Annotated in this window: 19 protein-coding genes; 12 read left to right on the forward strand and 7 right to left on the reverse strand. The window is 60.9% G+C overall.

Annotated features, from left to right (window positions below; genetic code table 11):
* Positions 1-98: 98 nt before the first annotated feature.
* The 4 genes from ccmB to QA646_RS15005 are packed head-to-tail and all read left to right on the forward strand — an operon-like array spanning position 99 to position 2361.
* Complete coding sequence (gene ccmB / locus QA646_RS14990; RefSeq protein WP_283056209.1) at positions 99-758, forward strand: heme exporter protein CcmB; 660 nt, start codon at positions 99-101, stop codon at positions 756-758.
* 58 nt (positions 759-816) lie between these two features.
* Positions 817-1578: a heme ABC transporter permease gene (locus QA646_RS14995; protein ID WP_283056210.1), complete on the forward strand. Its 762-nt coding sequence runs from the start codon at positions 817-819 to the stop codon at positions 1576-1578.
* Between the two features lies 1 nt (position 1579).
* On the forward strand, positions 1580-1753 hold the full coding sequence (ccmD, locus tag QA646_RS15000; RefSeq protein WP_283056211.1) for a heme exporter protein CcmD: 174 nt from the start codon (positions 1580-1582) through the stop codon (positions 1751-1753).
* The gene (locus QA646_RS15005; protein WP_283056212.1) at positions 1750-2361 is read left to right on the forward strand and encodes a DsbE family thiol:disulfide interchange protein; all 612 of its coding nucleotides are present in this window, start codon (positions 1750-1752) and stop codon (positions 2359-2361) included. Before ccmD ends, QA646_RS15005 begins: the two co-directional genes overlap by 4 nt.
* Before the next feature lie 179 nt (positions 2362-2540).
* Here QA646_RS15005 and QA646_RS15010 read toward each other — a convergent pair whose 3' ends face one another.
* From QA646_RS15010 to dapF, 5 genes are read right to left on the reverse strand one after another with little or no spacing between them, the layout of a single operon-like run.
* Positions 2541-3131: a DUF2585 domain-containing protein gene (locus QA646_RS15010; RefSeq protein ID WP_283056213.1), complete on the reverse strand. Its 591-nt coding sequence runs from the start codon at positions 3129-3131 to the stop codon at positions 2541-2543.
* Positions 3128-3847 (reverse strand): septation protein A, encoded by a 720-nt coding sequence (locus QA646_RS15015; protein WP_283056214.1) that lies wholly within the window; start codon positions 3845-3847, stop codon positions 3128-3130. The genes QA646_RS15010 and QA646_RS15015 overlap by 4 nt, the downstream gene beginning before the upstream one ends.
* Positions 3844-5358, reverse strand: a complete 1515-nt coding sequence (gene ftsY, locus QA646_RS15020) for a signal recognition particle-docking protein FtsY (RefSeq protein WP_283056215.1) — start codon at positions 5356-5358, stop codon at positions 3844-3846. The genes QA646_RS15015 and ftsY overlap by 4 nt, the downstream gene beginning before the upstream one ends.
* 23 nt (positions 5359-5381) lie before the next feature.
* Entirely contained in the window at positions 5382-6656 is a 1275-nt protein-coding gene (mtaB, locus tag QA646_RS15025; protein WP_283056216.1) for a tRNA (N(6)-L-threonylcarbamoyladenosine(37)-C(2))-methylthiotransferase MtaB, read from the reverse strand.
* Entirely contained in the window at positions 6653-7558 is a 906-nt protein-coding gene (dapF, locus tag QA646_RS15030) for a diaminopimelate epimerase (RefSeq protein ID WP_283058882.1), read from the reverse strand. The genes mtaB and dapF overlap by 4 nt, the downstream gene beginning before the upstream one ends.
* 275 nt (positions 7559-7833) lie before the next feature.
* On the opposite strand from dapF, the gene QA646_RS15035 reads away from it, so the two are divergent.
* The gene (locus QA646_RS15035) at positions 7834-8250 is read left to right on the forward strand and encodes a hypothetical protein (protein WP_283056217.1); all 417 of its coding nucleotides are present in this window, start codon (positions 7834-7836) and stop codon (positions 8248-8250) included.
* A gap of 170 nt (positions 8251-8420) precedes the next feature.
* Here QA646_RS15035 and QA646_RS15040 read toward each other — a convergent pair whose 3' ends face one another.
* The gene (locus QA646_RS15040) at positions 8421-9440 is read right to left on the reverse strand and encodes an MBL fold metallo-hydrolase (RefSeq protein WP_283056218.1); all 1020 of its coding nucleotides are present in this window, start codon (positions 9438-9440) and stop codon (positions 8421-8423) included.
* A 321-nt stretch (positions 9441-9761) separates the two neighbouring features.
* Between QA646_RS15040 and ffh the strand changes: the two genes are divergently transcribed.
* The 6 genes from ffh to QA646_RS15070 all read left to right on the forward strand — a co-directional run bounded on the left by ffh (position 9762) and on the right by QA646_RS15070 (position 14385).
* Positions 9762-11342 carry a signal recognition particle protein gene (gene ffh, locus QA646_RS15045; protein WP_283056219.1) on the forward strand — a complete coding sequence of 527 codons (1581 nt, stop codon included), beginning with the start codon at positions 9762-9764 and terminating at the stop codon, positions 11340-11342.
* Between the two features lie 18 nt (positions 11343-11360).
* Entirely contained in the window at positions 11361-11663 is a 303-nt protein-coding gene (locus tag QA646_RS15050) for a chorismate mutase (protein WP_034481598.1), read from the forward strand.
* A gap of 115 nt (positions 11664-11778) precedes the next feature.
* Positions 11779-12138, forward strand: coding sequence for a 30S ribosomal protein S16 (gene rpsP / locus QA646_RS15055; protein ID WP_283056220.1), 360 nt, complete (start codon positions 11779-11781; stop codon positions 12136-12138).
* 122 nt (positions 12139-12260) lie between these two features.
* Positions 12261-12833, forward strand: a complete 573-nt coding sequence (gene rimM / locus QA646_RS15060) for a ribosome maturation factor RimM (protein ID WP_283056221.1) — start codon at positions 12261-12263, stop codon at positions 12831-12833.
* Positions 12834-12858: 25 nt separating this feature from the next.
* Positions 12859-13551 carry a tRNA (guanosine(37)-N1)-methyltransferase TrmD gene (trmD, locus tag QA646_RS15065; RefSeq protein WP_283056222.1) on the forward strand — a complete coding sequence of 231 codons (693 nt, stop codon included), beginning with the start codon at positions 12859-12861 and terminating at the stop codon, positions 13549-13551.
* A 144-nt stretch (positions 13552-13695) separates the two neighbouring features.
* Positions 13696-14385, forward strand: coding sequence for a VOC family protein (locus tag QA646_RS15070; protein WP_283056223.1), 690 nt, complete (start codon positions 13696-13698; stop codon positions 14383-14385).
* A 125-nt stretch (positions 14386-14510) separates the two neighbouring features.
* Here QA646_RS15070 and QA646_RS15075 read toward each other — a convergent pair whose 3' ends face one another.
* A complete protein-coding gene (locus QA646_RS15075) occupies positions 14511-15965 on the reverse strand; it encodes an NCS1 family nucleobase:cation symporter-1 (protein WP_283056224.1) in 1455 nt (484 codons plus the stop codon).
* A gap of 352 nt (positions 15966-16317) precedes the next feature.
* Between QA646_RS15075 and rplS the strand changes: the two genes are divergently transcribed.
* The gene (gene rplS / locus QA646_RS15080) at positions 16318-16857 is read left to right on the forward strand and encodes a 50S ribosomal protein L19 (protein ID WP_283056225.1); all 540 of its coding nucleotides are present in this window, start codon (positions 16318-16320) and stop codon (positions 16855-16857) included.
* Position 16858 lies beyond the last annotated feature (1 nt).

A 16858-nucleotide genomic window follows, 5' to 3' on the forward strand; every position in this document is an offset into this window, starting at 1 on the left:
CCGAACGCGCGGCATAGGAGCCCCTCCCCCCTGTGGGGAGGGATTGGGGAGGGGTCTTTCGCGAGCAAAGCTGGAGAATGGTTTAGGGAGCTCGCCGTATGACCGCCCTCTTCCTCCGCGACCTCCGACTTTCGGTTCGCGCCGGCGGTGGTGCGCTCATTGGCATTCTCTTCTTTCTGACTGTCGTCGCCGTCATTCCCTTCGGCGTCGGCCCCGATCTGAAGCTTTTATCGCGCATCGGTCCGGCCATCGTCTGGATCGGCGCGCTGCTGTCTGCCCTGCTCGGCCTCGACCGCCTGTTTCAGGCCGAACGCGATGACGGATCGCTCGACCTGCTGGTCATGCAGGAAACGCCGCTGGTGCTGACCGTGCTCACCAAATGCGCCGCCCACTGGACGGCGACCGGCCTGCCGCTGGTCATCGCTTCGCCGTTGCTCGGCCTCTTCATGAACATGAACGAGGTGGCGATCGGCGCGACGGCGCTGACTTTGCTTGTCGGCTCGCCGGCCATCACCTTCATCGGCGCGGTCGGCGCCGCCGTTGCCGTCGCCTTGCCGCGCGGCGGGCTGCTGGTGTCGATCCTCGTGCTGCCGCTGACCATTCCCGTGTTGATCTTCGGCGTCAGCGCCACCTATGCCGCCGTCGAAGGTCCGCAGCCCTTCCTGCCGCCCTTCCTGATCCTGATCGCGCTCACCCTGTTCTTCGCCGTGCTCGGCCCGGCGGCGGCGGCTCTCGCCTTGCGCAACACGACGGATTGATAGGCCTGAGACAATGCGGTCGATTGCCGTAAAAGCGATATCGGTTTAAACAAGAAAAATGAGCGATATCAGCCCCGCGATCAGCCGATTTTCCGACCTGGCCAACCCGACACGGTTCCTGGCGTTTTCGGCACGTCTTATTCCCTGGCTGGCGGCGATATCAGCCGCGCTTTTTGCGATTGGCCTTTATTTCGCCTTTTCGACCGAAGGCGATTACCAGCAGGGCGATACAGTCCGCATCATGTATATCCATGTGCCGTCGGCCTGGCTGTCGATGATGTGCTATACGATCATGAGCATGTCGGCGATCGGCACGCTGGTCTGGCGCCACCCGCTCGCCGATGTCTCCGCCAAGGCGGCCGCACCGCTCGGCGCCGCATTTACTCTTGTTGCCCTCGTCACTGGCTCGCTCTGGGGCAAGCCGATGTGGGGAACCTATTGGGTCTGGGATGCCCGGCTTACTTCCGTTTTCATCCTCTTCCTGATGTATCTCGGGCTGATCGCGTTGAACCGCGCCATGGACGATCCGTCAAAGGCCGCGCGCGTCAGCGCCGTGCTGATCCTGGTCGGTTTCGTCAATATTCCGATCATCAAGTTCTCGGTCGACTGGTGGAACACGCTGCATCAGTCCGAAAGCATCATGCGCGTGGGCGGCCCGACCATCGATGCGCAATTCCTTTGGCCGCTCTTCACCATGGCGCTTGCCTTCACGCTGCTGTTCTTCACGCTGCATCTGATGGCGATCCGCAACGAGATCTGGCGCCGCCGCATCGCCGCGCAGCGCCGTCTCGCCGCCCGCATGGCTGCCCGGGAGGAATAGCATGACGCATCCCTTCTATGTCTACGGCTCCTATGGCTTTACCGCCGCCGTGATAATCGCCGTCATCGCCTGGACGTGGATCGACGGGCGTCTGCGCCGCAAGGAAATCGCCGCGCTGGAAGCCTCCGGCATCCGCCGCCGGTCGCAGCGCACCCCGGAAAGCAAGACGAAATGAGCTTGGGAACCGAAGAAGGCAGCAAGCCGAAATCCGGCAGTACCGGCCGCTATCTGCTGGCGCTCATTCCGCTGATCGTCTTTGCCTGCATCGCCCTTGCCGTCGGCAAGGTGATGTACGACCAGGAAGTCCACGGCACCGATATTTCCGCTATCCCCTCGGCCCTGATCGGCACGAAAGCCCCGACGCTGGCGCTGGCGCCGCTCGACGGCTCCAATCTGCCGGCGCTGACCGATGATGCCATCAAGGGCAAGCTGACGCTCGTCAACGTCTTCGCCTCCTGGTGCCTCCCCTGCCGCGAGGAACATCCGCTCCTGAAGCAACTCGCCAAGGACGGACGACTGAACATCGTCGCCATCAACTATAAGGACACGGGCGAAAACGCCCGGCGTTTCCTCGGCGAACTCGGCAATCCCTATAGCGCCATCGGCATCGATCCGAACGGTTCGGCCGCCATCGACTGGGGCGTCTACGGCATTCCCGAATCCTACCTCGTCGCCCCAGACGGCACGATTCTCTATAAGCAGGTCGGGCCTTTTACCGCGAACAGCCTCAAAGAGGGGCTGTACCCCGCCATAGAGAAAGCCAAGGCGAAGCCGGCATCTTGAATACCTTCTCCCCTCGGGGAGAAGGTGCCCGCCCTTCGACAAGCTCAGGAGGCGGATGAGGGGGCCGAGTAGCGAAGCGACGAGGGCCTTGAGCGGCAAGCGAAAGGCAGTCTTACGGTGCAACGCCCCCTCAACCTGCGCTAACGCGCATCTTTCTCCCCGCCGGGGAGAAGGTAAAATCACAATCCAGCCTGCCAGGTCTTGATCGCCTCCACCGGCCAGACCAGCATGATGATGTTCAGCGTGAGATTGTCGCGGATCAGCCAGCCGGTTAGCAGCTCGAAGAAAATGGCGATTGCTACCGTCAGCAGAACCGGCGCGCGCCACGCGAACAGGAAGCCGACAACCATGAACACCGCGTCCATCGCCGAGTTCAGGATGCTGTCGCCGAAATAGTCGAGCGAGATCGTCGCCGTGCGGTAGCGGTTGATGATAACAGGCGAATTCTCGAGCAGCTCCCAGCCGGATTCGATCAGCATGGCAACGAACAAGCGCATCGACAGCGGCTTGCGGCGCATGATCAGATGTGTCAACCCGAAGAAGAGAAAGCCGTGAATGATATGCGACGGCGTGTACCAGTCGGCGATATGCTGCGAATTGCCGCTGGATTTCACGACGGGTTCGAAGAGCTTGACGTAACCGCAGGTGCAGATCGGCACCCGACCCATCATATATTCCGCGACGATCTGGACGAGTAGAACCGCGGCGCAGGCAATGAACCAGAAGCTCTGCTGCCGATAGCGATTTTCGGCGTCAGCCAGCGCCGTCATTCTTCTGTTTCCGCCGGCGGATTGACCGTGTGCTTCATGATCAGCGGCATCTGCGACAAGGTGAAGACGATGGTGATCGGCATCGTGCCCCAGACCTTGAAGTTGACCCAGAGATTATCCGCAGCTTTAACATCGGGCAGATAGTACCAATTCGATCCGCGCCAGACGATTTCGTTGAGCACGGCGAGAAACAGGAAGAAGATGCCCCAGCGCAGCGTGAGCTTGCGCCAGCCTTCGCTATCCAACTGGAACGCAGCATTGAAGACATAGCCGAGCAGCGATCTGCCGAAGGTAAGCCCGCCGAGCAGCACCACGCCGAACAGGGCATTGATGATGGTCGGCTTCATCTTGATGAAGGTTTCGTTCTGCAGATAGATGCCGAGCGCGCCGAAGGTGACGACGACGATGCCGGAGACGAAGGGCATCAGCGGCAGATGGCCGAGCATGATCTTCGAGACGATGAGCGAGGCCACCGTCGCCGCCATGAATAAGGCGGTGGCGACGAAGAGGGGACCGCCCAGTGCCGACAATGCCGGAAAATGCTGCACCAGCCAGTCGCCTCGCAGATTGCCGAAGAAGAAGACCAGCAAAGGCCCAAGTTCCAGCACCAGCTTCAGCAGCGGATGATGCCTGTCGGCAGCACTTGGGGTCAGGTCACTGTCGCTGGTCGTCATCGCGGCACTCTCACTATCATCGAATTTGGTCTTGTCGTTCATGGACCGATCCCGGCGATGGCCTGGGCAAAATCCTCGGCCTCGAACGGCTCGAGATCGTCTACACCCTCGCCGACGCCGATGAAATAGACCGGCAGCTTATGCTTGGCCGAGATGGCCACCAGAATGCCGCCGCGCGCCGTGCCATCGAGCTTGGTCATGATCAGGCCGTTGACCCCTGCGACATTGCGGAAGATTTCCACCTGATTGAGCGCATTCTGGCCCGTAGTCGCATCCAGCGTCTGCAGGACGGTATGCGGCGCGTCCGGATCGAGCTTGCCAAGCACGCGAACGATCTTTTCGAGTTCCGCCATCAGCTCCGCCTTGTTCTGCAGGCGGCCGGCGGTATCGATGATCAGCACGTCGCTCTTGTTGGCCTTGGCCTGCTGGAAGGCATCGAAGGCAAGGCCGGCGGCATCGGCGCCGAGCTTGGTGCCGATGAATTCCGACTTGGTGCGGTCGGCCCAGATCTTCAACTGCTCGATGGCAGCGGCGCGGAACGTATCGCCGGCAGCCACCATGACCTTCAGCCCCGCACCCGATAATTTCGCCGCCAGCTTGCCGATCGTCGTCGTCTTGCCGGTGCCGTTGACGCCGACGATCAGGATGACATGCGGCTTGTGACCGAGATCGAGCTGCAACGGCTTGGCGACCGGCTTCAGCACCTTGGCGATTTCCTGCGCCATGATCCGACTGACATCCTCGCCGGTCACGTCCTTGCCGTAGCGTTCCGAGGCCAGCGTATCGGTGACCCGCATGGCAGTCTCGAAGCCAAGATCGGCCTGGATCAACAGATCCTCCAAATCCTGCAGCGTCTGATCGTCCAGCTTGCGCTTGGTGAAAAGCGCCGTGATCTGGCCGGTGAGCTGCGACGAGGTGCGCGCCAGGCCGGCGCGCAGGCGTTGGAACCATGAAAGCTTCTGCTTGGGGGCTTCCGGAATGGGAGCTGGAGCGGGGGCCGCGGTGGCGAAGCCCTTGGGGAGGATGGGGACTGCGGCCGCGGTTTCGGTGGTTTCCGATGAAGGTTCTGAGTCCGTTGAAGATTCTGTGCTTTCCGACGAGAACTCCGAGTTTGTCGAGCCTGCGTCACCCCCCTCTGTCCTATCGGACATCTCCCCCTCAAGGGGGGAGATCGTTTCGGAGGCGGTCTCGTTAGGCTCATCACCAACTTCAGTCGCTACAGGATACTCTGCCGTAGCAGCTTTCTCAGCCTCGATCACCTGAGCATTCAATGAAGTGCGCAAGTCGTCTTCTGCTTGCGCATCCGCCCGCTCTTCTTGCTCAGCCGGCGCCTCACTCTCCAAACGATCTCCCCCCTTGAGGGGGAGATGTCCCGAAGGGACAGAGGGGGGTAACGCAGGCTCCGCAAACTCGGATGCAGCGGAAGATTCCGTAACAGGCGCCTCTTGCGCAGCAGCCGCTTCCTCAACCGGCAAAACCTCTTCCGGCGCCTGTTCTTCCGTCGGCTTTTCGCGGCCGAAGGTGAAGACTTTTTTGATGAAATTGAGCGCCATGAAAATTCCGTGAGCGAGTAGGATCAGGCCGCGTCGGCGGCCGAAAGTTGCATGTCGAGATGCTTGCCATTGTGGCCGGTGATCGCCACCTGCACAAGCTCGCGCGGCCTGAGGCCTGGGGCTGCGGCAAGCGTGAAGTTTTCCGTATGTGCCAGCCCGTTATTCTCCACGAGCAGCCATTGCCGCGTACCGACCATGGAGTCGAGATGGGACTGATGCAGTTTTTGTCCAGCCAAGCGCAGCCGTGCAGCGCGTTCCTTGATCAGTGCGCGGTCGAGCTGCGGCATTCGCGCGGCAGGCGTACCGGGACGCGGGCTATAGGGAAAGACATGCAGATGCGCAATACCAACCTCTTCCGCCAGGCTGACGGCGTTTTCGAACATTTCTTCCGTTTCGGTCGGAAAACCGGCGATCATATCGGCGCCAAAGCTCATTTCCGGCCGCAGACGGCGAGCATCCTCGATAAAATTGATAGCATCGGCGCGTGAATGCCGCCGCTTCATCCGCTTCAGGATCATGTCGTCGCCATGCTGCAGCGACAGATGCAGATGCGGCATGAAGCGCGGCTCGTCGGCGATCAGGTCCATCAGATGTTGATCGGCCTCGATGCTGTCGATCGAGGAAAGCCGCAGGCGGCGGATCTCGGGAATCTGTTTCAGCAGCGTCTTCGCCAGAAGGCCCAGCGTCGGCTGACCGGGCAGGTCGGCGCCGTAGCTGGTCGCATCGACGCCGGTCAAGACGATCTCGCGATAACCGCTTTCGACGAGATTGCGCGCCTGGCTCACCACCGCGCCCATCGGCACGGAACGGGAATTGCCGCGGCCATAGGGGATGATGCAGAAGGTGCAGCGATGGTCGCAGCCATTCTGTACCTGGATGAAAGCGCGCACATGCCCGTCGATATGCCGGATCATCTGCGGCGCGGTGGCCCGCACGCTCATGATGTCGTTGACGCGCAGCTTCTCTTCCGCCGAAACGCCGAAATCCGGTAGCGAGCGATAGGAAGCGCTCGTCAGCTTCTCCTCATTGCCGAGCACGGCATCCACTTCGGCCATTTCGGCGAAAGCCTGCTTTTCCGTCTGCGCGGCGCAGCCGGTGACGATAATGCGGGCATGGGGATTGTCGCGCCGTGCGCGGCGGATCGCCTGGCGCGCCTGGCGCACGGCCTCGCCGGTGACGGCACAGGTATTGACCAGGATGGCATTGTTGAGCCCGGCTTTCTCGGCCTCGGCTCTCATCACTTCGGATTCATAGGTGTTGAGACGGCAGCCGAAGGTGATGACCTCGACCCCGCTCACCGCGCCTGAGCCCCCTGCTCCCGATCGCGCGTCCAGCGACCAGTCACGGGATCGACGGAGCCTGACCATTCCCATTCCGCCGGACCGGTCATGACGACATGATCGTCGCTTTCCCGCCACTCTATCGTGAGCTGGCCCGAGGCGGGGGCAGAGGCGACATCGATCGTCACCTTGCGGCCGGTGCGGCCGGTGCGGGCCGCGCAGACGGCGGCCGAACAGGCGGCCGAGCCGCAGGCAAGCGTCAGCCCGGCGCCACGCTCCCAGGTGCGCGTGCGCAGCGTGGTCGGCGAAAGCACTTGCGCCAAGGTGATATTGGCGCGCTCGGGAAACATCGGATGGTTTTCGAGCAGCGGCCCGAAGCGGGCGAGATCGTAGGACATCGGGTCCTTGTCGACCCAGAAGATCGCATGCGGATTGCCCATCGACATGACCGAAGGCGAATGCAGGACAGGATTGTCGATCGGCCCGATCTGCAGCTCGATGCGGCGCGTGTCGGCGAATTCCTCGGCGAGCGGGATCTTGTCCCAGGCAAAAACCGGCTTGCCCATATCGACCGAGATCGTACCGTCCTCATGCTCGACCGCATTCAAGATGCCGGCGACGGTCTGGAAGGTGAATATCTTCTTGCCGGTCTCGGCCGCAAGCGCCTGCACGACGCAGCGCGTGCCGTTGCCGCAGGCCTGCGCCTTGGTGCCGTCGGAATTCAGAATATCGATCCAGGCGTCGGTACCCTCTGCCTTCGGATCGTGAATCGCCATGATCTGATCGAACCCAGTGGCCGGATCGGCATTCAACGCAATCGCCGCAGCCGCTGTCACCACGTCTTTGCGGCCGCGCATGTCGACAACCAGGATCTTGTTGCCAAGCCCGTTCATCCGCGCGAATTCGACCGTGTTGCTCATGATGGTATGTCCGTCAGTGTTTTCGAGCTGTATATGGCGGAAATGCGGGGGAATTACCAGTGGCATGATGACTCCCTCGCCCCGCCTGCGGGGAAATGATTGGAGCAGGGGCCGCATGTTGGCGCAGGTAGCAAGGACGGCCCTTATCTGCTGGCAATGTTTCCCGTTTCCACCCATAGGCCACAATGTAAACCATGCTAGGCCTCTTTTTCTCCTTTACTTACTTAAATTACTATTTTAACTTTCAAATGCGCGAGACGCCGAAGGAGGCCTGGATGACAGAGCTACGGACCATTGAAATTGACTTTGATGTGCATAAGCGGATCGAGCTAGCACGACAAAGTTTTGCTGAAACGCCTAACACTGTGCTTCGGCGCCTGCTCCAAATCGAAGATCAAGCGCTCGCCGCCCAAGTCACAGATACTGGAGGCCGTCCTTGGGCAAGCAAAGGCGTCACGCTGCCACACGGCACGGAACTGCGAATGGAATATAACGGCCGCGTTCATACGGGCATCATTCAAAACGGGGCATGGTTGGTGGAAGGGGATCGATACAGTAGCCCTTCTGCGGCGGCCGGTGGCGTCGCTCTAACAAAAGACGACAAACGAACTAACCTTGACGGATGGAAGTACTGGCACATAAGGCGGCCGGAAGAAACAAAGTGGATCGCTATTAGCTCGCTCCGACGCTAAGTAGCTGCGAAGGCAAGGAGCATCGTGATGTCTCTTTTTTGGCGAACTCGCGTCACTGATGAAGAGAATCCAGAGCTCTGTTTGTTGGCGTTGTGGTGGTAATCTAAGCCGTTGGGCAGGCGATCGTTCCAATCCACCTCCTCCCCGCATCATGGGCAACATGTTTGATCTTAAACCATAGGCACATCGAACACTTCCCCCGCTCTCAACGGCCTAAACCGATCCGGTTCCACACCCTCGGCCTTCAAGGCCACCTCCAGCGCCTTCACCGGCGCATCGATCGCCTCGTCCGTGAGCTGAAAGGTCGCGAAATGATGGCCTGCGACGTGGGCGGCGTTGCAGAGCTTCATGCCTTTTACCGCTTCTTCCGGATTCTGATGCTGACCCTTCATGAACCAGCGCGGCTCGTAGGCGCCGAAAGGCAGGATCGCGAGGCGGAAGCCGCCGTGCTTTTGCCGCGCCGCCTCGTAATTCAAGCCACCGTGAAAGCCGGTATCGCCGATATGGTAGATCTTGCCGGCGGGAGTCGTGATGACGAAAGCGGCCCAGAGCGCCATGCGGCGGTCGCCCGCGCCACGCGCTGACCAGTGATGGCAGGGCTCGGCGTCGACCGTCACCTCGCCGGCGATGCCGATGCGATCGCCCCAATCCATCGTCGTGATCCGGGCATCGGGCGCCCCGCGGCGGATAATGGCATCGTTGCCGAGCGGGGTCAGGATTTTCGGTGCATGTGTCTCGTGCAGCCGCTTCAGCGTCGCGAGGTCGAGATGGTCATAGTGATTGTGCGAGACCAGCACGAGATCGATCGGCGGCAGGTCTTCGAAGCGGATGCCGGGCGGCACCGCCCGTTTCGGTCCGATGAAGGTGAAGGGGCTGACGCGTTCCGACCACACCGGATCGGTCAATATATTGAGACCGGCCGCCTGGATCAGCATCGTGGCATGGCCAACCATCGTCACCCGCAGCGCATCGCCGAAAACACGACTATCGGGCGTGGCCGGCGGAAACAGGCTGACGACCGAACGCGGCCAACGCGCGCGGCCGCCGCCGAGTTGCCATTTCAACAAGTCGCGGAAACCACCCGGTTCCACACCGCCCGGATTGAAGAAGCGTAACCCGTCGAAATGATCGGAGATTGGACCTTGATAATAGGGGTTCGATGTCTTCCGGAAGCCGGATTTGTCTGTCATGAATGCGCCGATGGATTTTTCTCTGGGCCAGATGTGGGGTAAACATCGGGCTTTTGAAAGCCTTTGCGCCCTCTCGGCTTGACTTTCGCACCCGTTTCCTGTTTATCCCCGCCATCTGCGACGAGCACAAGCCTCCGAGCCACCGACCGGGACCCGTTAAGGTATAAAGAGATCCCGGAGGTCAACACCCGACAGCGCGATGCGCCCTCGGGTGCTTTTTGGCTTTGCGTCTTGTTTTCGTCATGGAAAAGCACGACGTTTTCGGGCGGGAACCGCGCACACGCGCAAGTCCAATCCCAAGCGATCGATAAGGAAGAACTGATGTTTGAAAACCTCCAGGACCGTCTTGGTTCCATTCTGAATGGACTGACAGGCCGCGGCGCGCTTTCGGAAGCCGATGTTTCCGCAGCACTTCGCGAGGTTCGCCGCGCGCTGTTGGAAGCCGACGTGGCGCTGGACGTCGTGCGCTCCTTTACCGATCGCGTCCGCGAAAAGGCCGTCGGCGCCGAAATCCTGAAGTCGATCAAGCCTGGCCAGATGGTCGTCAAGATCGTTCACGACGAGCTGATCGAAATGCTCGGTGGCGAAGGTGTCGGCATCGATCTCAACGCGCCGGCTCCGGTCGTCGTCATGATGGTCGGTCTGCAGGGTTCCGGTAAGACGACCACCACGGCGAAGATCGCCAGCCGCATGACGAGCCGCGACCGCAAGAAGGTCCTGATGGCCTCGCTTGACACGCGCCGTCCGGCCGCACAGGAGCAGTTGCGCCAGCTCGGCGTTCAGACGGGCGTCGACACCCTTCCGATCATCGCCGGCCAATCGCCGACCGATATCGCCGCGCGCGCCGTGCAGGCCGCCAAGCTCGGCGGACATGACATCGTCATTCTCGACACCGCCGGCCGTACGCATATCGACGAGCCGCTCATGGTCGAGATGGCGGAGATCAAGAAGAAGTCCAATCCGCACGAAATCCTGCTGGTCGCTGACTCTTTGACCGGTCAGGACGCCGTCAATCTCGCCCGCAATTTCGACGAGCGCGTCGGCATCACCGGCCTAGTGCTGACCCGCATGGACGGCGACGGCCGCGGCGGTGCCGCCCTTTCGATGCGCGCCGTCACCGGCAAGCCGATCAAGCTGATCGGTGTCGGCGAAAAGATGGGCGAGCTGGAGGAATTCCACCCTCGCCGCATCGCCGACCGCATCCTCGGCATGGGCGATATCGTTTCGCTGGTCGAAAAGGCGGCTGAGAATATCGACGCCGAAAAGGCGGCCGCCATGGCCGCCAAGATGGCCAAGGGCAAGTTCGATCTGAACGACCTCGCCGACCAGCTCAAGCAGATGCAGAAGATGGGCGGCATGGGCGGCATCATGGGCATGATGCCCGGCATGGCCGGCATGAAGGACAAGATGGCCGCTGCCGGTCTCAACGACAAGCTTTTCGGCCGCCAGCTCGCCATCATCTCCTCGATGACCAAGGCCGAGCGCGCCAATCCTGACCTCTTGAAGCATTCCCGCAAGAAGCGCATCGCGGCCGGCTCCGGCACCGATGCCGCCGACATCAACAAGCTTCTGAAGATGCACCGCCAGATGGCGGACATGATGAAGATGATGGGCGGCAAGGGCAAAGGCGGCATGATGAAGCAGCTCATGGGCGGCCTTGCCGGCAAGATGGGCCTCGGCGGCGGCATGGGGGGCATGCCCGACCTGTCGAACATCGATCCCAAGCAGTTGGAAGCCCTGCAGAAACAGGCGGAAGCCGCCGGCCTCGGCCGTCCCGGCGCTATGCCGGGCGGATTGCCGGGTCTGGGCGGCGGTGGCGGTTTGCCGGGTCTCGGCGGCGCCAAGCTCCCTGGCCTCGGCGGTGGTTTCCCGGGCCTGCCCGGTTTGCCGAAGAAGAAGTGAGAAGGATCACAGACTCCCATGATTGATCCAGATGTCAAGGCCCAATTGGGTAACTACCGCCAGTCGATCGACAATATCGATGCCGCTCTGGTGCACATGCTGGCCGAACGCTTCCGCTGCACGAAGGAAGTCGGTGTGCTGAAGGCCAAATACAATCTGCCGCCGGCCGACCCGGCGCGCGAGGAATACCAGATCGAACGCCTGCGCCACCTGGCAAAGGACGCAAATCTGGATCCGGATTTCGCCGAGAAGTTCTTGAACTTCGTCATCAAGGAAGTCATCCGGCACCATGAACAGATCGCTGCGGATCTCAAAGCATGATCCCGAAAAGTGTAAAGCGGTTTTCGGAAGAGATCATGCGACACATAAAAACAGCAGCGCGAAGTAACCATACCGCCAAAACGAAGCGGTCAAGAAAAGCCTAAGGAGTAAAGACATGGCACTGAAAATTCGTCTCGCCCGCGGTGGCTCCAAGAAGCGCCCGTACTATCACGTTGTCGTAGCTGACGCCCGTTCGCCCCGCGACGGCCGTTTCCTGGAGACCCTCGGTTCCTGGAACCCGATGCTTGCCAAGGACGACGCCAAGCGCGTTGAACTCAAGGCCGAGCGCATCAAGCATTGGCTCGACCACGGCGCCCAGCCGACCGATCGCGTTCTGCGCTTCCTCGCCGAGGCGGGCATTGCCAAGCGCGAAGCCAAGAACAACCCGGAAAAGGCAAAGCCGGGCAAGCGCGCCCAGGAACGCGCCGCTGAAAAGGCACAGAAGGCTGCTGACGCCGCCGCCGCTGCTGAATAATCGGCCGCAACGGCCATTTGAAACGGGCGGCATGGCGACATGCCGCCCGTTTTTTGTTCACATCGGCGAGCGTTCATCTTATGAGAGAACGCAATCGATCCTCTGGCAGTCGGCACAGGACCATGACGAAACTTGAAAACCCGGTATTGATGGCCACTATCGGCGCCGCGCAGGGCCTGAGAGGCGAAGTGCGCGCCCGCGCATTCACCTCCGACCCCACAGCGCTCGGCGATTACGGCCATCTGCATAGCCTCGACGGCCGCAGCTTCGAGGTACTGGAGATCCGCGAAGCCAAGAACGTGGTGATCGTCCGCTTTCGCGGCGTCAACGACCGCAATGCCGCCGAGGCGCTGAATGGGCTGGAACTCTATATCGAGCGCGACAACCTGCCGGACGACGAGCTGGAGGACGACGAGTTCTTTTATGCCGATCTCGAAGGCCTGGAAGCGGTCGATGACAAAGGCACCGGCTACGGCACGGTCAGCGGCATCTATGATTTCGGCGCCGGCGACCTGCTGGAGCTGAAGGGCCCGGGCAAACGCCCGGTGCTCATCCCGTTCTCAGAAGCTGCCGTGCTGGAAATCGACCTGGAAGGCGGCAAGATCCTGATCGACCCTATGGCGGCGGGCTTGGTCGACAACCCCGACGATTTCACCGGCAAGCCACCGAAGCGGCCCGATAAAACCAAGAAATGACCCAAAACAAAGAAATGGCTCGGCCATGAGTTTCCGGGCAACCATCCTGACACTGTATCCCGAGATGTTTCCCGGCCATCTCGGCACCTCGCTCGCGGGAAAGGCGATGCAGCGTGGGCAATGGTCGCTGGACACCGTGCAAATACGCGATTTCGCGACCGACAAGCACCGCACCGTCGATGACACGCCGGCCGGCGGCGGCGCCGGCATGGTGCTGAAACCAGACGTGCTTGCCCGCGCCATCGACCACGCCAGCGAAAACGACGACCGCCCGCGCCTGCTGATGAGCCCGCGCGGGAAGCCGCTGACACAGAAGCGGGTGCGTGAACTCGCCGCCGGCAACGGCGTCATCATCGTCTGCGGCCGATTCGAGGGCGTCGACCAGCGGGTGATCGACGGCCGCAATCTAGAGGAAGTCTCGATCGGCGACTATATTCTTTCCGGCGGCGAGCCGGCGGCCCTGATCCTGCTCGACGCCATCGTCCGCATCCTGCCCGGCGTCATGGGCAACGATCTTTCGGGGCTGCATGAGAGCTTCGAAGGCGGCCTACTCGAACATCCGCAGTACACGCGGCCGCAGGTCTGGGAAGGACGCGAAATTCCGGTGGTACTGACTTCAGGCAATCACGGCGCCATCGCCAAATGGCAGAGGCAAGAGGCGGAGCAATTGACGAAAGAGCGCCGGCCGGATTTGCTCGATCAAACGCATAAGAAATAACGGATCGAAGGCGACGAGAGTGCCTGGGCAACCCTCATTGATCGAAATTTGTCACAATCAAAAGTAGCGTATTCCTCGCTAATACCTCGGGGTAATTGATTCGACTGCGTGCCCTCACTATCATCCGCCTGCCTGAATTTGAGCATGTGTCATTCCTCTCAAGGCATCAAACCTAAGGAGCTGAGCATGAGCAATACCGTTGACATGAAGTTCGAGATTGTCGTCATCCCTGTTTCAGACGTCGATCGCGCCAAGCGCTTTTACGATGGGCTGGGTTGGAGGCTCGACGCCGATTTCGCCTCCGACGATGGCGGCTACCGCGTCGTCCAGTTTACGCCACCGGGCTCCGGCTGCTCCGTCATCTTCGGCAAGACCGTCACCGCAGCAGCACCCGGCTCCGCAAAGGGCCTGTACCTGATCGTCTCCGACATCGAGGCCGCCCGCAAGGAGCTGCTCGGCCGCGGCGTCGAGGTCAGCGAGGTGTTCCACGACGCCAGCGGCGCTTACGCCGGCACGGACGAACCCTACCTGTTTGGGCGAATTCGGGTCAGCGGTCGAGACCCCGATCATCGCAGCTACCGCTCCTTCGCCTCATTCAACGATCCGGATGGCAACGGCTGGCTATTGCAGGAGATCACAGGAAGATTGCCCGGACGCGTGGACGCGAATACGACGACATTCACTTCGCCGGCCGATCTCGCAAGCGCGCTCCGCCGTGCAGAGATGGCCCATGGCGAACATGAGAAGCGAACCGGCCAGCGCGATGAGGAATGGCCGACTTGGTATGCCGAGTACATGGTTAGTGAACAGGCGGGCAGACCGCTGCCATTGTGAGTTGCCGCCACGACTCGGCGAGAAGCTGACGAAAGAATGTGGTCTGAATTGCTCGATCCGCCACTTCGGAAGTGGCGGATCGAAGCTTCGTGGCAGAATGCCCGACCGAAGCCGGGCATCGGAAATTACTTCTGTAACGCGGCGGCGGCCGGTGCGCCGCGCATCCTGAGCACGTAGTAAACCCCGCCGCCGATGGCGACGCCGAAGAACCAACCGTAGGTTCCCCACCAATCCGGCAGAATGCTGGTGAAGGTCGGCAGGATCGACGAGAACAGGCCGCCGATGACGAAGGCAATCAGAGCATTGACATGCCAACCGCTCTGGAATTCGAACTCGCCATTCTCATGGTAGAGCGCCTCGACGTTTAGTTGACCTTTGCGGATCAGATAATAGTCGACCATCATGATGCCGAAGATCGGACCCATGGTGGAACCGATGAAGTTGACGAAGTGCGCGGCACCCGTCTCCCATGGTGCGAAGGGATAAAGCACCAGCGCAATCAATGCCGCGATAAAGCCGCCGCGCTTGAAGCTGATGTGCTTCGGGAAGACATTGGCGAAGTCGAAAGCCGGCGAGACGAAATTCGCCACGACGTTGATGCCGAGCGTTGCCACCGCGAAGGTGAGCGCCGCCAGCAGCGCCAGGAACCAACTGTCGAATTTTGCCGAGATTGCTTCCGGATGCAGCAGCACTTCGCCATAGACGGCAAACGCGGCCGTCGTCGTTACGCCGGCAACGAGGCAGAAAGCCAGAAGGTTGATCGGCAGACCCCACAGATTGCCCTTGCGCAGGGTTTTCGTGTCCGTGGCATAGCGCGAGAAATCGCAGAAGTTCAGATAGAGCGCCGCAAAATAGGTGATCCAAGTCGCGGCGACCGCGGCGAGCGCGGCAAAGCTGCCCGGCTCGCCCGGCACGCCGGCATCCTTGGTCTTCTCGAGCAGCACGTCCCGCGGAATTTCGGAACCGAAGGAGAAGGTGCCGGACTTCACGATCAGATACACGGCGAGGAAAAGCATCATCACCCAGACCGCTGGACCAGCCAGATCCTGGAACTTCCGCACCGTCTCCATGCCGTGCTGAATGATCAGCAACTGCAGGCCCCATACGACGACATAGCAAATGACTTCCAGGGTGGAATGGCCGAGCAAGTGACTGTTCTGGTGGAAGGCGAGAAGACTGTCATTGCGGATCAGCAGCGCGACGATTGCGCCCGAGGCGGCGGCCGTCTGCGCGCCATACCAGAAGCAGGCGACAACGGCGCGCACCAGCGCCGGCAGATTGGCGCCGAATGTGCCGAACGAAGCACGCGCCAGCACCGGGAAGGGCACGCCGGTCCTGACGCCGGCATTGCCCACGAGGCTCATGAAGAAGAAAATCACCAGCGAGCCGATGCCGATGGCAATGACGAAATTGATGAAGCTGCCGCAGAGCAGAAAAAGGCTCGCGGCGAGATAATAGCCCCACAGGCTATGGACGTCTGAGGTCCAGACGTTGAAAATGCTGAAAGCCCCCCACTTTCGTTCTTCGGCGGGCGCCAGATCCTCGTTGTAAAGCGAGGGCGATGGATTATTCACTGTCATGACTGCCTCTTTTTTTCAGTTCCCCTGACGAAAGAAGTGTGCCGCAGGTCGCGAATTTTGACAATTATTTAAACCCTTCGCATGCCGGCTTATTTTTTAGCCAGCGGAAGGAATGTATCTCTTAAAAAGCGGCCCCTCGCTCACGAAATTGCCCCGCAAGGGGTGACAAAGCCGCGACAATAGAGTATGTGCGCGGCCGGCATGGGAAATTTCCCATCAACCACCAAAGAAAAGCAGACGTATTCGCTCCTGCCTTTGCGGGCATATATCCAAGGCGAGACCTTCCGAGGGCCGACCAAAGATAGATCGTTCAGAGCGCTCTGGCTGTTGAACCAACAAAGAGGTTGATAACATGAACATCATTCAGCAGTTGGAAGCCGAACAGGCCGCCAAGATCGAAGCCAAGCGCACTCTCCCCGAGTTCTCGGCCGGCGATACCGTCCGCGTCAACGTGAAGGTCACGGAAGGCAACCGTACCCGCGTCCAGGCCTATGAAGGCGTCTGCATTGCCCGCTCCGGCGGCGGTCTGCAGGAAAACTTCACCGTCCGCAAGATCTCCTACGGCGAAGGCGTCGAGCGCGTATTCCCGGTTTACTCCCCGATGATCGAAAGCGTCGAAGTCGTTCGCCGCGGCAAGGTCCGTCGCGCCAAGCTCTACTACCTGCGCGACCTGCGCGGCAAGGCTGCCCGTATCGTCGAAAACACCGGCACGCGCGCCCGCAAGCTCAACGATTCCGAGCGCCAGGCCATTGCCGAGGAAAAGGCTCGCGTCGAGGCTGAAAAGGTTGCCGCAGCTCAGGCTCTCGCAGCCGAAAAGGCAGCAGCAGAAGCCGCCGAAGCAAAGGCAGCAGCCGAAGCCGCTGCAGCCGCCGCGGAACCGGCAGCAGAATAAG

It is taken from the genome of Rhizobium sp. CB3090 (assembly GCF_029714285.1).
Taxonomy (GTDB): Bacteria; Pseudomonadota; Alphaproteobacteria; order Rhizobiales; family Rhizobiaceae; genus Rhizobium.

Bases quoted from the DNA above. Each gene is read 5' to 3' on its own strand.
- QA646_RS15050 (WP_034481598.1), top strand. From the start codon at position 11,361: ATGATTGATCCAGATGTCAAGGCCCAATTGGGTAACTACCGCCAGTCG.
- QA646_RS15040 (WP_283056218.1), bottom strand. From the start codon at position 9,440: ATGACAGACAAATCCGGCTTCCGGAAGACATCGAACCCCTATTATCAA.
- QA646_RS15010 (WP_283056213.1), bottom strand. From the start codon at position 3,131: ATGACGGCGCTGGCTGACGCCGAAAATCGCTATCGGCAGCAGAGCTTC.
- ftsY (WP_283056215.1), bottom strand. From the start codon at position 5,358: ATGGCGCTCAATTTCATCAAAAAAGTCTTCACCTTCGGCCGCGAAAAG.
- QA646_RS15070 (WP_283056223.1), top strand. From the start codon at position 13,696: ATGTGTCATTCCTCTCAAGGCATCAAACCTAAGGAGCTGAGCATGAGC.
- QA646_RS15075 (WP_283056224.1), bottom strand. From the start codon at position 15,965: ATGACAGTGAATAATCCATCGCCCTCGCTTTACAACGAGGATCTGGCG.
- ccmB (WP_283056209.1), top strand. From the start codon at position 99: ATGACCGCCCTCTTCCTCCGCGACCTCCGACTTTCGGTTCGCGCCGGC.
- rpsP (WP_283056220.1), top strand. From the start codon at position 11,779: ATGGCACTGAAAATTCGTCTCGCCCGCGGTGGCTCCAAGAAGCGCCCG.
- ccmD (WP_283056211.1), top strand. From the start codon at position 1,580: ATGACGCATCCCTTCTATGTCTACGGCTCCTATGGCTTTACCGCCGCC.
- rimM (WP_283056221.1), top strand. From the start codon at position 12,261: ATGACGAAACTTGAAAACCCGGTATTGATGGCCACTATCGGCGCCGCG.
- ffh (WP_283056219.1), top strand. From the start codon at position 9,762: ATGTTTGAAAACCTCCAGGACCGTCTTGGTTCCATTCTGAATGGACTG.
- dapF (WP_283058882.1), bottom strand. From the start codon at position 7,558: ATGAGCAACACGGTCGAATTCGCGCGGATGAACGGGCTTGGCAACAAG.
- QA646_RS14995 (WP_283056210.1), top strand. From the start codon at position 817: ATGAGCGATATCAGCCCCGCGATCAGCCGATTTTCCGACCTGGCCAAC.
- trmD (WP_283056222.1), top strand. From the start codon at position 12,859: ATGAGTTTCCGGGCAACCATCCTGACACTGTATCCCGAGATGTTTCCC.
- QA646_RS15005 (WP_283056212.1), top strand. From the start codon at position 1,750: ATGAGCTTGGGAACCGAAGAAGGCAGCAAGCCGAAATCCGGCAGTACC.
- QA646_RS15035 (WP_283056217.1), top strand. From the start codon at position 7,834: ATGACAGAGCTACGGACCATTGAAATTGACTTTGATGTGCATAAGCGG.
- QA646_RS15015 (WP_283056214.1), bottom strand. From the start codon at position 3,847: ATGAACGACAAGACCAAATTCGATGATAGTGAGAGTGCCGCGATGACG.
- rplS (WP_283056225.1), top strand. From the start codon at position 16,318: ATGAACATCATTCAGCAGTTGGAAGCCGAACAGGCCGCCAAGATCGAA.